The sequence below is a fragment of the Pelomonas lactea genome (assembly GCF_043555885.1).
Lineage (GTDB): Bacteria > Pseudomonadota > Gammaproteobacteria > Burkholderiales > Burkholderiaceae_C > Pelomonas > Pelomonas lactea.
In genome coordinates, this window is sequence record NZ_JBIGHX010000013.1 from 21,583 (window position 1) to 35,985 (window position 14,403).

Annotated in this window: 12 protein-coding genes; all 12 read right to left on the reverse strand. The window is 70.2% G+C overall.

Translation table 11 applies throughout. The annotated features are described in order from the left end of the window. Positions 1-34 precede the first annotated feature (34 nt). The 12 genes from ACG04Q_RS25200 to ACG04Q_RS25255 all read right to left on the reverse strand — a co-directional run bounded on the left by ACG04Q_RS25200 (position 35) and on the right by ACG04Q_RS25255 (position 14,383). On the reverse strand, positions 35-1,405 hold the full coding sequence (locus ACG04Q_RS25200) for a tetratricopeptide repeat protein (RefSeq protein ID WP_394514590.1): 1,371 nt from the start codon (positions 1,403-1,405) through the stop codon (positions 35-37). Positions 1,406-1,498: 93 nt separating this feature from the next. Continuing rightward, positions 1,499-4,150 (reverse strand): type VI secretion system ATPase TssH, encoded by a 2,652-nt coding sequence (gene tssH, locus ACG04Q_RS25205; RefSeq protein ID WP_394514593.1) that lies wholly within the window; start codon positions 4,148-4,150, stop codon positions 1,499-1,501. Between the two features lie 14 nt (positions 4,151-4,164). Beyond that, entirely contained in the window at positions 4,165-5,313 is a 1,149-nt protein-coding gene (tssG, locus tag ACG04Q_RS25210; protein ID WP_394514596.1) for a type VI secretion system baseplate subunit TssG, read from the reverse strand. Then, positions 5,310-7,214: a type VI secretion system baseplate subunit TssF gene (gene tssF, locus ACG04Q_RS25215; RefSeq protein ID WP_394514598.1), complete on the reverse strand. Its 1,905-nt coding sequence runs from the start codon at positions 7,212-7,214 to the stop codon at positions 5,310-5,312. Before tssF ends, tssG begins: the two co-directional genes overlap by 4 nt. A 5-nt stretch (positions 7,215-7,219) precedes the next feature. Continuing rightward, positions 7,220-7,795, reverse strand: coding sequence for a type VI secretion system baseplate subunit TssE (gene tssE, locus ACG04Q_RS25220; protein ID WP_394514600.1), 576 nt, complete (start codon positions 7,793-7,795; stop codon positions 7,220-7,222). 11 nt (positions 7,796-7,806) lie between these two features. Further along, complete coding sequence (locus ACG04Q_RS25225) at positions 7,807-8,655, reverse strand: type VI secretion system accessory protein TagJ (protein ID WP_394514603.1); 849 nt, start codon at positions 8,653-8,655, stop codon at positions 7,807-7,809. Between the two features lie 3 nt (positions 8,656-8,658). Further along, complete coding sequence (locus ACG04Q_RS25230; protein WP_394514605.1) at positions 8,659-9,147, reverse strand: Hcp family type VI secretion system effector; 489 nt, start codon at positions 9,145-9,147, stop codon at positions 8,659-8,661. 63 nt (positions 9,148-9,210) lie between these two features. Beyond that, a complete protein-coding gene (locus ACG04Q_RS25235) occupies positions 9,211-9,693 on the reverse strand; it encodes an Hcp family type VI secretion system effector (RefSeq protein WP_394514607.1) in 483 nt (160 codons plus the stop codon). A gap of 67 nt (positions 9,694-9,760) precedes the next feature. Continuing rightward, a complete protein-coding gene (gene tssC, locus ACG04Q_RS25240) occupies positions 9,761-11,257 on the reverse strand; it encodes a type VI secretion system contractile sheath large subunit (RefSeq protein WP_394514609.1) in 1,497 nt (498 codons plus the stop codon). A gap of 50 nt (positions 11,258-11,307) precedes the next feature. Continuing rightward, positions 11,308-11,820 carry a type VI secretion system contractile sheath small subunit gene (gene tssB / locus ACG04Q_RS25245; RefSeq protein ID WP_474103968.1) on the reverse strand — a complete coding sequence of 171 codons (513 nt, stop codon included), beginning with the start codon at positions 11,818-11,820 and terminating at the stop codon, positions 11,308-11,310. Positions 11,821-11,868: 48 nt separating this feature from the next. Next, entirely contained in the window at positions 11,869-12,906 is a 1,038-nt protein-coding gene (locus ACG04Q_RS25250; protein ID WP_394514613.1) for a type VI secretion system protein TssA, read from the reverse strand. Positions 12,907-13,018: 112 nt separating this feature from the next. Further along, entirely contained in the window at positions 13,019-14,383 is a 1,365-nt protein-coding gene (locus tag ACG04Q_RS25255) for a caspase family protein (RefSeq protein ID WP_394514615.1), read from the reverse strand. Positions 14,384-14,403: the final 20 nt, after the last annotated feature.

Here is a 14,403-nt window from a genome sequence, read left to right on the forward strand (position 1 = left end):
GCGTGGGCTCGTCGAAAGTCTATGGCCCGGCCCGTCAGCGGGGGGTGTCCTCGGCCGGTCGGAAGGCCTCGACGACCAGGCCCGCGACGGGCCGCCCGGCCTCGGTGCGCAGGTCCACGGGGTCGAGCCGGATGCCCACGTAGCCCAGCTCGGCCAGGCAGCGGCGCACATAGGCCGCCGAGTGGGCGTAGCGGCCGTGGCCCATCAGGCGCCAGTCCTCGCCGGAGGCTGCGTCCAGCGCTTCCACGGTGAACAGCAGCAGGCCCGGCGGGCGCAGCGTCTGTCGCGCCGCGGCGAGCACGGCGCGCAGGTCACCGAAGTAACACAGTGTGTCCGCCGACAGCACAACGTCCCAGCGCGGCGGCGTGGCGGCGAGGAACTCGGTCAGCTCGCACTTGTAGAGGCCGTCGTAGACCCGCTTCTGCGCCGCCGACTGCAGCATGCGCGCCGACAGGTCCACGCCCTCCAGCCGCACCGCCCAGGGCCTGATGAGCGGTCCGCACAGGCCGGTGCCGCAGCCGGCGTCCAGCACGCTGAGCGACGCATCGGGCTCGCCGCAGCGCCGCGCGAGCGCGTCGCGCAGCAGCTCGGGTGCGCGGTAGGTCAGCGACGCCAGCTTGCTCTCGAAGCTGTCGGCAAAGCTGTCGAAGGTGGCCTCGACGTAGGCGTCGTCGGCCCGCTCGGGCACGTCGTCCCCCGTGCAGGCGGCCAGGTGGTGGCGGGCGGTGGCGCTGTCGGGCTCGGCGGCCAGCCAGTCGCGGAAGATCTGCGCGGCCTTGTCGCGCTCGCCCAGCAGCAGGTGCGCCGAGGCCAGCATGCGCCGCGTGCTGGGGCTCAGCGGCAGCACCAGCAGCGCACGGCAGAAGTGCGCCACGGCCTCGGGCACGCGGCCCTGGTCCAGACGCAGGTTGCCCAGGTTGTTGTGGACGTCGGGGTTCTCGGGGTCGATGTCCAGCGCGCGCAGGTAGGCCTGCTCGGCCTCGGCGTCGCGGCGCTGGGCGCGGCGCAGCACGCCGAGGTTGTTGAAGACCTCGACGTTGCCGGGCTCCAGCGCCACGCAGTGCTCATAGGCGGTGCCGGCCTCGTCGAAGCGGCGCTGCGCCAGCAGCACGTTGCCGAGGTTGTTCCAGCCGCCGGCGCGCGGCGCGATCTCCAGGCTGCGGCGCAGCAACGCGATGGCGCGGGCGCTGTCGCCGCGCTGGTGGCTGGCGATGCCCAGGAAGGCCAGCGCGTCGGGCTGGTCGGGCGCTTCGGCCAGCACGCGCTCGTACAGCGCCACGGCCGGGTCGAGCTGGCCCAGCTGGTGCAGGCGCGACGCGAACGCCAGCGTCTCGGGCAGGCTCAGGCCCTCGGGGAGTTCGAAGTCCGCCTCGTCGAGCTCGGGCGCGGCGGCGGTCGGGGGCATCGGGGTGTCAGGCATCGGAGAGCGGGTCGAGGAGCCGGTCTTCGGTGATGAAGGACATGGCGGCTCCTTGTGCAGATGACGCGGGAGTAGCGGTCAGTCGAACGCGTAGGCCAGGTTGCCGTCGGCCACGCTGACGGCGATGCGCTTGACCTCGACGCCCGACACCATGCGGTTGAGCAGCTCACGCGCGATGCTGGGCAGCATGGTGTTGGTCAGGATCGCGTCGATCATGCGCCCGCCGGACTCGCTCTCGGTGCAGCGGCTCACCACAAGTTTGATGACCTCGTCGCCGTACTCGAACGGCACCTTGTGGCGCGCCTCGACGCGCTTCCTGATGCGCTCGATCTGCAGCTTGACGATGCGACCCAACATCTCGTCGGACAGCGGGTAGTACGGGATGGTCACGAGCCGGCCCAGCAGCGCCGGCGGGAAGATCTTCAGCAGCGGCTCGCGCAGCGCCTTGGCCAGGCCCTCGGCGTCGGGCATCAGGTCGGGGTCCTTGCACAGGCCGGCGATGAGGTCCGTGCCGGCGTTGGTGGTCAGCAGGATCAGCGTGTTCTTGAAGTCGATCTGGCGGCCCTCGCCGTCCTCCATCCAGCCCTTGTCGAAGACCTGGAAAAACAGCTCGTGCACGTCGGGGTGGGCCTTCTCGACCTCGTCCAGCAGCACCACCGAGTAGGGCTTGCGCCGCACCGCCTCGGTCAGCACGCCGCCCTCGCCGTAGCCCACGTAGCCGGGGGGCGCGCCCTTGAGCGACGAGACCGTGTGGGCCTCCTGGTACTCGCTCATGTTGATGGTGATGAGGTTGTGCTCGCCGCCGTACAGCGTCTCGGCCAGCGCCAGCGCGGTCTCGGTCTTGCCGACGCCCGACGTGCCGGCCAGCATGAACACGCCGATGGGCTTGCTGGGGTTGTCCAGCCCCACGCGCGAGGTCTGCACGCGCTTGGCGATCATCTCCATCGCATGATCCTGGCCGATGACGCGCTCGGCCAGCAGCCTGGGCAGCTGCAGCACGGTCTCGATCTCGTCGGCGTTCATGCGGCCGACCGGGATGCCGGTCCAGTCCGCCACAACGGCGGCCACGGCCTGCTGGTCCACGGTGGGCAAGATCAGCGGCTGCTCGCCCTGCACCTGGGCCAGCTCGGCCTGCGTGGCGGCCAGGTCGCGCTGGGCCTGGGCCAGCGCATCCTCGTCTGTCAGGCGCTCGGCGCCGCTGAGCTGCTGGCGCAGTGCCAGCAGCTGCTGGACCAGGCCCTTCTCCTTCTCCCACTGCGCGTTCAGCCGCGCCAGGCGGGCGCGCTCGTCATCGAGCAGCTGCTGCACGGCGGCCTGGCGCTCGCGGGTGTCGATGCCCAGCTCGGCCTCGCGGCCGATGATGCCCAGTTCGGTCTCCAGCGACTCGATGCGCCGGCTGCTGTCGTCCACCTCGGCCGGCGTCGCGTGCAGGCTGACGGCCACGCGGGCGCAGGCAGTGTCCAGCAGGCTGACGGACTTGTCGGGCAGCTGGCGCGCAGGGATGTAGCGGTGCGAGAACTTGACCGCGGCCTCCAGCGCCTCGTCCAGGATCAGCACCTTGTGGTGCTTCTCCATCGTCGCGGCGACGCCGCGCATCATCAGCAGCGCCTTGGTCTCGCTGGGCTCGTCGACCAGCACGGTCTGGAAGCGCCGCGTCAGCGCGGGGTCCTTCTCGATGTGCTTCTTGTACTCGGCCCAGGTGGTGGCGCCGATGGTGCGCAGCTGGCCGCGCGCCAGCGCCGGCTTGAGCAGGTTGGCCGCGTCGCCCGTGCCGGCGGCGCCGCCGGCGCCCACCAGCGTGTGGGTCTCGTCGATGAACAGGATGATGGGCTTCTCGCTGGCCTGCACCTCGTCGATGACGGCGCGCAGGCGCTGCTCGAACTCGCCCTTCATGCTGGCGCCGGCCTGCAGCAGGCCCACGTCCAGCGCGCGCAGCTCGACGTCCTTCAGCGCCGGCGGCACGTCGCCGCGCACGATGCGCTGCGCGAAGCCCTCGACGACGGCCGTCTTGCCCACGCCGGCCTCGCCCACCAGGATGGGGTTGTTCTGGCGGCGGCGCATCAGGATGTCGACGACCTGACGGATCTCCTCGTCGCGGCCGACGATGGGGTCCATCGTCGCGGAGCGGGCCTGCGCGGTCAGGTCGGTGGTGAAGCGCTTGAGCGCCTCCTGCTTGCCCATCGCCGCGGGCGCGATGGCGCCGCTGGCCTCGCCCGGCTCGCCAGCGGCGGCGCTGCTGGCCACCGCATTCTGCTCGGACGAGCCGGCCACCAGGTCGCGCAGCTTGGCGGCGAGATCGTCACCGGCGATGCGCTCGAACTGCCGCGAGATGGCGAACAGCGCATTGCGCAGGTAGGTGGTCTTGAGCATGCCCAGCAGCAGGTAGCCGGTGCGCACGACGTTGTCGCCGTACATCAGCGAGCCGTAGACCCAGCCCCGCTCGATGGCGTTGCTGATGTTGTCGGAGATGTCGGAGATGGCCGTGGCGCCGCGCGGCAGGCGGTCCAGCGCGGCGGTGATGTCCTTGGCCAGCACGGCGTTGTCGATGCCGTAGTGCTTGAACAGCACGGGCCAGTCGCTGTCGGGCGACTGCACGATCTGCGCGATCCAGTGCTCCAGCTCGACGAACGGGTTGCCGCGCAGCTTGCAGAACACGGTGGCGCCCTCCACGGCCTTGTACGCCATGGGGTTGAGCTTGCCGAACAGGGACAGGCGACTGATCTCACTCATGCTGATCTCCCGAATCAGTGGGTTGGTGTTCTGTGGGCGGCGGCGGGCCGCCTGGCACGGCGCATCAGCGCCTCGGGCTCGACGCGCACGTCGGCGCATTCGCTGCGCGGCGTGGCGCGCTGCAGCCACGTGGAGCGGCCCAGCCGGTGGCCGCCGCCCAGGCGCGCGGTCGGCACCTCCTGCGGCAGCAGGCGCAGCGTCAGCCGCCAGCCCAGCATGTCGTTCACGTAGTCGCGCACGATGGACTGCAGCTCGGCCAGCTCCTGCGCCTGGTTGAGCAGGCTCTCGAAGCGCTCGAACCGGATCGGGCCGATGACGATGCCGAACTGGTGCTGCACGTCCCAGACGCTGCGCCCCAGCACGACGCCGGCGCCGAGCTGCTGGCCGCGGTCGGGCCAGCGCTTGAGCTGGCTGCGCTCGTCGCGCGGCAGCGCCAGCCAGGTGCCGACGAACTCCTCGATCTGCACCGGCACGCGGAAATAGGTGGCCAGCACGGCCTGCAGCCCGTCGGCGTTGCGCGCCTGCTGCGCGAAGCGGCCGGCGAAGAACAGCCGCAGGTGCGCCGGCGTCGCGTTCGCCGGCGCCGCGCCGGGCGCGCCGAAGCCGGCCAGCGAGGCGGCATAGGTTGCGAAGCGGTCGTCCTGCGGCCGGTCCAGCTGCACCGTGGGCTGGGCCTGCGCCCAGGCCCGGTAGAACAGCAGCAGCAGCCGGTGATGAAAGACGTTGGCGAAGGCGGTGAGCGTGGTGTCGCCCTTGCCCTGGCGCTCGTGCGCGTAGTCGCTGAGGTGGGCGGGCAGGCTGCCGTGCGGGCCGAACAGGCCGAAGAAGCGCACGTCCAGCCGCGGCGCCGTGGCGCGCGGGTCGCGCACCAGGCCGACGAGGTCGGACGGCGCGAAGCTCATGGACGGCGGCTGGCCCAGCCGGATGGGCTCGTCCGCCGGCCGGGCCGCCTGGCCCAGCGGCGGGTTGGGCGCGTTCAGCGCATCAATGCGGCGCAGCGCCGCGTAGAAGTTGTAGGCCCAGGGCTGGTCGGCCAGCCGCTGCAGCAGCGCCTGCAGCTCGGCCGGGCGCGCGCCGGGCACCGGCCCCTTGCGTGCCTGCACGGCCGGCGTGGCCGCGCCCGGCGGGTGCTCGGCGCCGTCGGGCGGCAGGTCGTCGGTCACAGCACCGCTCCCCGGCCCCAGCGCAGCGTGTCGCGCATCAGCTCGCCGCGCGAACTGGAGGTCAGCACGGTCTGCACCGCGGTGTTGATGGACGCGTAGCGCCGGAAGAAGCGCCCCAGCACGCAGCCCAGCAGGTAGGCGCTGCCACCCTGGAAGGCGCGCTCGTCCACCTCCACCTCCACCTCCAGCGTGCGCCCGTAGGTGATGCGGCTGTGGAAGGACTTGCCGCGCTCGCTGCCCTCGGCCTCGGGCAGGCGGCGCACGCGCGGCGTGACGCGCACGTGGCGGATGCCCTCGATCTGGCGCTGCGCCGCGGCGTCCTGGCTGTGGGCGTACAGACCCAGCAGCGTGCGCAGCGCGGCGGCGCCCTGGTCGGGGTCGGTGTCGCTGAGCGACAGGTGATTGAGGCTGAGGTGGTTGACCAGCTGCCACACATGCGAGGCGTCGCGCCCGCGCTGGGCCGGCTTGCTGGGGCCGGACAGCACGCGCACGCTGTCCACCGGCGCCGTCACCTCGAGGATGAAGTCCGTGCGGCCGACACCCACCGCCAGGTGCAGCGGCAGGTCGCGGTTGGTGCACAAGGCCTTGACGGCCAGCTGGCGCAGCCCGGCAGGCAGCGGCGCCTCGCGCGGGTCGACAAGGCTGAGGAAGACCTCGGCGCCGACGTAGCTGGAGCGCGGCCCGAGCTTGCGCTGACGCTCGGACAGCACGCGCGGCTCGCGCTGCTGGCAGTAATAGGCCTGCTGACCCCGGCCTTCGGTGTGGAAGGCCGAGTACAGCGGCAGGAACTCCTGCTCGCTGTCGCTGCCGGTGCCGTAGCCGTGCACCTGCTCGACCTCGAACACCTCGTAGTCCATCGGGTGGGCGACATCGGGCACGACGTGGAACTCGTGCATGCCCTCGCGCACGGCGATGCGGTCGCAGCGGTGCGGGAACAGGTTGATGGCCGGCGTGCAGTGCAGCGCGATGCTGCTGGCGTCCAGCACGCCCTCCAGCTGCGTGTCGCCCTGGTCGAGCAGGAACAGCAGCTCGACCTCCTGCGCCGGCCGCCCGGCGATGGCGGCGTCCAGCCCCTGCAGACGCGCGAACAGGAAGCGCTCCGGCAGCGCGAAGTACTCCTGCAGCAGCCGGTAGCCCTCGAAGCTGCGCGGCTCGTCCGGCAGCAGGCCCTCGGCGGTCTCGAAGCCCAGCGGCTGCAGCTGGCGCGCGTCCACCCACGACTGCCATGTGCCGCTGCCGCCGGCCGGGCGCACCAGCACCGCCAGCGTGTGGCCCAGCACGCGCTCGTGCAGCTTGAAGGCCACGCCGGCCTGGCCGCTGAAATGCAGGTCCAGCTGCGACAGCTTGAGCTGGTGCAGCCCCAGCGCCCCGACGGCGGCCAGCCGCACACGGATGCCCGCGCGCGCGCGGCTGCCGCTCAGTTGCGGTGGCAGGCCGGCGTCGGCGACGTGGCTGAGGTACTGCACCTCGCGCACCTCCAGCGGCCACAGCCGCACCGGGTGCGCGGTGCGGAAGCGGCAGGCCGTCTCCTCGCCCTTGCCCAGCAGCCCGCGCAGCTCCGTGCCACGCGCCACCTCGGGGCCCTCGGCCAGCGCCGGGTCGGCCAGGTTGGGCTGCAGCCGCACGATGGCCATGGACGGCACAGGCGCGAGGAAGTTCGGGTAGCAGATCTCCAGCAGACGGTCCGTGAAGCGCGGGAACTCGGCATCCAGCCGCAGCTGCACGCGCGCCGCCAGGAAGGCGAAGCCCTCCAGCAGGCGCTCGACGTAGGGGTCGGTGACCTGCAGGCCGTCCATGCTGAGGCGGCCGGCGATCTTGGGGTACTGGCGCGCGAACTCCTGGCCCATCTCCTTGAGGTGGCCCAGTTCGCGTTCGTAGAGTTCCAGCAGGCGCGGGTCCATGGCAGCTAGCGGTTGAGTTCCTGGACCTGCACCTGGCCGGACTCCAGGTCCAGCTCGGTCCGCAGCACCAGCTCCAGCGGCACCGGCTGCGCCCACAGCTGGGCCGTGATGCGCATGGCGACCAGGTTGTGGTGGTGCAGCACGTCCTCGCTGAACTCGGCCTCCACGCTCAGGCTGCCGGCGATGATGCGCGGCTCGAAATCGATGATGGCGCGGCGGATGGTGGCCTCCAGCCGCGGGATGTCCAGCGTCGAGGCCGTCAGCCCCGACAGGCACGGCAGCCCGAAGCACAGCACCGAGTTGCGCGTCAGCGGCAGCGCGTCCCAGTCCTGGAATCGGCCCAGGCGCTGCTCCTCCTCGGCGTTGTCGAGGTGGGCGCCCTGATCATTGAGCAACCAGTACGGCGCCTCGGGCCGCACGGCGTTGAACAGCCAGCGCAGGTCGCGCAGCACCGCCTGGCGCAGCGCGTGGGCATTGAGCACGCGCTGCTCGCGCGCTTCCACCTGCGTGCCGGGGTCGGTGTCGGTCAGGCGGTCGAGCAGCGACGGCTGGAGCCGGTCACGCGGAGCGGTCTGCGCCATGGCCCTGGCGCTCAGGCGTCGGCTGCGGGAGCGGCGGCCTCGGCCTCGTCGGCGGCGTCCTGGGCGTCGAAACGCAGCTCGCGGACCTCAAGCAGCGCCGTCTCGGCCTCCGGCGTCACGAGGATGCGCTGGCCCAGGCCGCGGTAGCTGTCACCGGCCCCCGGCAGCCACTCGGTGCGGCGGGCCATCAGCAGCGCGCCGTCGGCGTCGGCCGGCAGGTCGGGGTAGCGGTTGGGCAGCAGCGCCACCACTTCACCGCCGTTCGTGAACGACAGCTGGGCCGGCGCCCAGACGAGGTCACGCAGGTCCTCCGGCGCCTCGATGCTGACGGCGCTCAGGTGCGCGAACGGCACCCAGTAATAGCGGCCGTTGACGATGGCCTCCAGCACCGGGCCGATCCGGCCGTCGGCGTCAGCCAGCCAGTCGAAGGCACGACCATCCATCTGCCCGGGGTTGGCAGGCGCGGCGTCGAAGGCCTGGGCGCGCAGGCTGGCCGCCAGCGCCGTTTCGCCGCGCCCGTCCTGCAGCAGCGCCTCCACCAGCATCGCCAGCCAGGGCTCGGGTTCGCCGAAGATCATCGGCACACGCCGCCCGGCGAAAACCTCGCCGCGCAGCCGCTCACAGGCGATGGCTTCGCGGTAGGTCTGCACCATCGCGAGCGCGCCGGCGTCGAGCTGGCCAGCCACGTCGAGCTGGCTCAGCGCCTTGTCCCAACGTCCAAGAACGCACAGCAATTGGAACAGCGCCACGCGAAGCTCGGCCTTGCCGGGCTGCGCGCGCACGTCGGCCTGCAACAGCGCCAGCGCCGCCTCGGGCGTGCCGGCCTTGAGCGCCTGCTCGAAAGGGGTCGGGTTGCCCATGGGCTAGATCGCTTCCGCGTTGAAGGTCGTTGCGCCGCCGCCCGAACCGGAGGCATCCTGCGCCTTGTACTGGATCTCGATGGCCTTGAAGGTCAGGCTCAGCGTCTCGACCAGCAGCGCCGGCTGGGCCGGGTCGGATTGCAGGTCATAGGCCGTGATGCGGCCGTCCTTGATCTTGACCTGCATGTAGTCCAGCGGTGCAGCGCCGCCGCTGGCCTTGCGCACCGTGACGACCGCCTCGACGACGGCATCGTTGGTGCGCATGACGCCCATCAGGGCCGTGGACGCCCGGTCCACGTCCTTGACGATCTTGACGGAATCGAACGAGGTCTTGTTGGACGGCCCCTTCGCGCCCATCGCCGTGGTGGACTTCATTCCCCAGGCGATGGAGCGGATGTCCATCTCGTCCTTGTGCTGTGCGTCGGCGCTCTCGCCCTTGATGACGCCGCCCTTCAGGCTCTTGAGGCGCAAAAAAATATCACTCTTGGCCATGCCTTGCTCGCAGCTTTAGCAGGCGCAACGGGGTTGCGCCGATCACAGCACAGGGTCAGGTCATCAAGCGTCGGTGTTCTGCTTGATGTCCCACTTGGCGGTCTTGACCGCGCCCGCGGCACCGGCGGTGTCCTGCGGCGTGTACTCGTAGGTGAACTTGGCGAAGTTCAGCGTGATGTTCTCGGTCAGGCGGTCTTCGCCACCCGAGCCACCTTCCTGCACGCTGGTGACCAGCACTTCTTCCAGCTTGATCTTGATGTACTCCAGCGGCTTGCCGCCGGCCTTGCGCACGGTCAGCTTGGCTTCCTTGAAGTGCTTGCCGGAGCAGGCGGCCTGGATCAGCGCATGGCTGGCCGAGTCGATGTACTTGGTGATGGAGATGTCATTCACGTTGACCTTGCCGGCACCGCCGCCGCCGCCCACGTGGGTGGTGCCGCTGTTGCTCAGCGACCAGCTCCAGGCCAGCACATCGATCTCGTCCTTGTGGGCCTTGTCGGCGGACTCACCCTTGATGTCGCCGATCTTGATGAACATGTCTACAGCCATATCGCTCTCCTGTGTGTGAACGGGCAATCATGAAACGCCGGCCCGGCTAGCGGCTTGCGAAAAACTCTCAAGCGCCCTTGGTCGATGGTAGCTTCGACACCAAGCGCAACGAAACGCTCAATCCCTCAAGTTGATAGTGGGGCCGCAGGAAGAACTTGGACTGGTAATAGCCCGGCGCTCCCTCGACTTCCTCGACGACCACCTCCGCAGCGGCCAGCGGGCGCATGGCCTTGGTCACTTCGGAGGAGTGGGCCGGATCACCATCCACGTAGTTCATGATCCAGTTCTGCAGCCACAGCTGCATGTCGTCCCTCTCCTTGAAGGACCCGATCTTGTCTCGCGCCATCTGTTTCAGGTAGTGCGCAAAACGACTGGTTGCAAAGATGTACGGCAGGTTGGCCGCCAGCCGTGCGTTGGCGGTCGCGTCGGGGTCGTCGTACTCGGCCGGCTTGTGCAGCGACTGCGCACCGATGAAGGCGGCGAAGTCGCTGTTCTTCTTGTGCACCAGCGGCATGAAGCCGGCACGGGCCAGCTCGGCCTCGCGGCGGTCGGAGATGGCGATCTCGGTCGGGCACTTCATGTCCACGCCGCCGTCGTCAGTCGGGAAGGTGTGGGCCGGCAGGTTCTGCACGGCGCCGCCGGACTCGATGCCGCGGATGCGCGTGCACCAGCCGTACTCCTTGAAGGCGCGGTTGATGTTGACGGCCATCGCATACGACGCATTGGCCCACGAGAAGCGGCTGTGGTCCTGCCCGCCGGTGTCTTCCTCGAAGTTGAACTCCTCGACCGGGTTGGCCTTGGCGCCGTAGGGCAGGCGCGCCAGGAAGCGCGGCATGGCCAGGCCGATGTACTTGGAGTCCTCCGACTCGCGCAACGAGCGCCAGGCGGCGTACTCCGGGCTGGTGAACATCTTGTTCAGGTCGCGCGGGTTGGCGAGCTCCTGCCAGGACTCCATCTGCAGGATGGTGGGCGACGCGCCGGCGATGAACGGCGTGTGCGAGGCCGCGGCGGTCTTGGCGATCTCGCCCAGCAGTTCCACGTCCGGCGGGGTCTGGTCGAAGTGGTAGTCACCCACCAGGCAGCCGAAGGGGTGGCCGCCGAACTGGCCAAACTCTTCCTCGTAGATCTTCTTGAACAGCGGGCTCTGGTCCCAGGCCGTGCCCTTGAAGCGCTTGAGCGACTTGCCCAGCTCCGCCTTGGAGATGTTGAAGACCTTGATCTTCAACATCTCGTCGGTTTCGGTGTTGTTGACGAGGTAGCTCAGGCCGCGCCAGGCACTCTCGAGCTTCTGGAAATCCTCGTGGTGGATGATCTTGTTGACCTGCGCCGACAGCTTCTCGTCGAGCGCCGCGATCATCTGCTCGATCGTCGCGAAGACGTCCTTGCCGACGATCTTGGACTGCGACAGGGCCTGCATGGCCAGCGTCTGCACGGCCTGTTCGACGGCATTCTTGGCGTCGTCGGTCTTGGGTTTGAACTCGCGCTGGAGCAGCGAGGCCAGGTCGCTGCCTTCAAAGGCAACGCTGGTCAGCGCGGATGCTGAGGTGGAGGATTCGGCAGCCATCGAAAGGTCCTTTCTCGTGTCTTGCTCTGCAACGGGCGCGCAGCGCCCGATCAGCTGTTGCCGTCGGCGGGCTTGGCGTTGGCCGTCATGGCCTGCAGCAGCGCCGGGTCGGCCAGCAGCTTGGCGACGAGTTCCTCGGCGCCGGACTTGCCGTCCATGTAGGTGATCAGGTTGGAGAGCTGCTGGCGGGCTTCCAGCAGCTTGTTCAGCGAATCGACCTTGCGGGCCACGGCGGCCGGCGAGAAGTCGTCCATGCTCTCGAACGTCAGCTCCACCGACAGGCTGCCTTCACCGGTCAGCGCGTTGTCGACCTGGAAGGCGGCGCGCGGCTTCATGGCCTTCATGCGCGCGTCGAAGTTGTCGACATCGAACTCCAGGAACTTGCGGTCGGCCACCGGCGCCAGCGGCTCATCGGACTTGGGCTTGCCGGACAGGTCGGACAGCACGCCCATCACGAAGGGCAGCTGCACCTTCTTCTGCGAACCGTACAACTCCACGTCGTACTCGATCTGAACGCGCGGGGCGCGGTTGCGAGCGATGAATTTCTGGCTGCTACTCATGATGGTGTCTGCCTGTGGTTTGAAGAGTCATTGTTTCCCAAGTTGCCGGTCTCAGGAGTCCTGCGTCGTCACGGTTTCAGGGTCCACGCCCATGACGCGGGCCACCTCGGCGAGCGCGTCCGGCGCCAGCTCCTTCATCAGCTGCAGGAAGTTGTGCCCGATGAGGCTCTTGGCGCGGCGCAGCAGCAGCTGGGCCGGGTTGGTGGGTTCGTGCTGGTCCAGGTAGCGGCAGATGGCGTCGATGGCCTGGATGGCATCGGCCCGCGACTGGATGGCGCCGGGCGTGCGCGCCGCGGGACGCGCGCCGCCTGCGCTGGCGCCGTCCGCCGCAGAGTCGCCGTCGACGGACTCGCCTTCGGCCGCAGCGGCCTCCGCAGCCGGGAAGAGCTGGCCGAGTTGATACAGCCACTTGCTCAGCGGCGCCAGGTCCAGCCCCGGCGTGCCGGCGAGCCGGTCGTCCAGCGCCGACGACAGCGTGCCGAGCTCGGCCCGCAGTCGGGCCGGCAGTTCGGCCAGCTCCGGGGACTGCTCGTAGGCTTCCTGCAGCATCAGCGCCAGCGACTCGCGGCTGGGCGGAGATTCGTCGTCACGCGGGGCCAGCCCGCCCCAGGCGAGCTCGAAGGTGCGCCCCAGCAGCGCGCCGACGCGCCGATCGGCATAGACGGGGCTGGCGCGCAGGTCGCCCAGCAGGTACTCGGGGCTCGCGAGCGCGTTCAGCGCGTTGACCCGGGCAAAGTGGTCGCCGTCATCGGGTTCGGGGTGCAGCGCGTCCCAGTTGCCCGACACCAGGCCGTTGAGCAGACGCAGGCCGTCGAGCAGGGCGGCCGCACCGTGCAGGCGCACGGCCGCGCGTATCCAGGGCACCGCCACGCGCAGGTCACGGGTCTCGTCCATCAGGGCCGAGGCGCGTGCGTAGACGTCGCTCCAGTCGGGCGGCTCGGCGGCGCTGTGCTGGGTCTCGGGCTTGCCGGCAGCGGCCTGCTCCAGCTCCAGGAAGGAGCCCGCATACTCGAGGTTAGGCCCGCAGGGCGTGCCATCGGCCGCCGACGATCCCAGCCAGCGTTCCACCAGTTCCTGGCGTTCCCGCACGTCGTCCAATCTGTCCCCCCTGCGCGATGCGCATCAGCTTGTGCCGGCGCAGCCTATCACCGCGATCATGTCGGCTCAATTGCCGGCCACCCGGTGGCGGGTGGCGGGCTCATCACTTTCGCTTATTGTCGAGCGCCGGTGGCGGCGTGAAGCCCAGCGAACGCGCGGACTGCTCGTAGCGCGTGGCCAGTTCGTCCTGGCCGCGCGCCCGGTACAGCAGCGCGAGGTCGTAGCTGGCGATGCCGTTGCCCAGCGCGGTCGCGTACTGCAGCCAGCCTTCGTAGCGGCCACGCGCCTTGTTGACGTCCAACGCGGGGTCGACGGCGCTGTCGAGGTAGGCCTGGCCCAGCCGCTTGGCCGCATCCTTGTCGCCGCGGGCCGCGCGCTTGAAGTCGCGCTGCATGGCCGCGCTGGCGCTGGCGGGCGGCTGGAAGGAGCTGCGGTAGAGCTTGATGTCACTGCGCTGCAGCAGCTTGGCAGCCTCGCTGGAGCCTTCCAGCGCGACCATCGCCGGCTGCACGCGGCGCCCCTGGGGGAACAGCTCCAGGTAGCGGCTGGCCAGCTTGACGAGCTCGGGCGGCCAGATGCTCTGCTGGATCTGCGCCCACAGTTCCTCCTCGTCCTGCTGGCTGGACGCCGGCGCGGCCGCGTCGGCGGGCCGGGGACGCCACAGCACCGGCGCGTGGGTCTGCACGTTGTCGGCGATGAACGGGTCCTGCGCCAGCACGCGCACCGCGTTGACGGGGTGGTTGAGCATGGTCTCGCGCACGTCGCGGCGCACCAGCCGGAACATGTCGGCAAAGCTGGTTTCCTCGCCCACCGAGTTCAGCACCTTGACGAGCGAGGCGGTGTAGAAGGTGTTCTGGTTCTCGGAGTCGGGCGAGATGGCGGGCTTGCCGGCGCCGGTGGAGAACGCGATGAGGCAACCCGGCGGCGCCTCGACCTGGTTGAGGCCGTCCTTGTCGCGCACGGCCGCGCGAATGGCGACGCGGCAGCTGTCCAGCACCGCGTAGGTGGCGCCGGCGGCGCGCGGCGCCAGCGGCCCCACGACGTCCTGGCTGAGCTCCAGGCTGCCCTTCTGCACGTCGGCCACCACGCCGGGGTTCACGCCGGCGGCGATCAGCAGGTTGCGCGCCTCGTCCTGGACGCCGTGGCCGCTGTAGTAGAAGAACACGGTCGCGTCGGGCGGCGCGGCCGCGACGACCTTGCCGAAGGCCGCGATGGCGGCGCGCGAGCGTGCCACGTCGAGGTTGAGCGCGTCGGTGACCGCGAAGCCCTTGGCCTCCAGCGCGGCCTTCAAGTCGCGCAGGTTCTTCGGGATGGGCGGCAGCTCCTGATCGGCCGGGTAGTCGCGATTGCCCAGCAGCAACGCCAGACGCACCGGCGCACCGTCGGGCCGCGGCGGCTGGGCCCGGGCCGTCGCGGCCGACGCAACCCACGCGCCGGGCATGGCCCCCAGCGCCGCGCCCCGCTTCATCAATGCGCGCCGCGCGCGTG

Coding starts and splice junctions, on each gene's coding strand:
- ACG04Q_RS25200 (WP_394514590.1), bottom strand. CDS start 1,405: ATGCCCCCGACCGCCGCCGCGCCCGAGCTCGACGAGGCGGACTTCGAA.
- tssH (WP_394514593.1), bottom strand. CDS start 4,150: ATGAGTGAGATCAGTCGCCTGTCCCTGTTCGGCAAGCTCAACCCCATG.
- tssF (WP_394514598.1), bottom strand. CDS start 7,214: ATGGACCCGCGCCTGCTGGAACTCTACGAACGCGAACTGGGCCACCTC.
- tssE (WP_394514600.1), bottom strand. CDS start 7,795: ATGGCGCAGACCGCTCCGCGTGACCGGCTCCAGCCGTCGCTGCTCGAC.
- ACG04Q_RS25225 (WP_394514603.1), bottom strand. CDS start 8,655: ATGGGCAACCCGACCCCTTTCGAGCAGGCGCTCAAGGCCGGCACGCCC.
- ACG04Q_RS25230 (WP_394514605.1), bottom strand. CDS start 9,147: ATGGCCAAGAGTGATATTTTTTTGCGCCTCAAGAGCCTGAAGGGCGGC.
- ACG04Q_RS25235 (WP_394514607.1), bottom strand. CDS start 9,693: ATGGCTGTAGACATGTTCATCAAGATCGGCGACATCAAGGGTGAGTCC.
- tssC (WP_394514609.1), bottom strand. CDS start 11,257: ATGGCTGCCGAATCCTCCACCTCAGCATCCGCGCTGACCAGCGTTGCC.
- ACG04Q_RS25255 (WP_394514615.1), bottom strand. CDS start 14,383: ATGAAGCGGGGCGCGGCGCTGGGGGCCATGCCCGGCGCGTGGGTTGCG.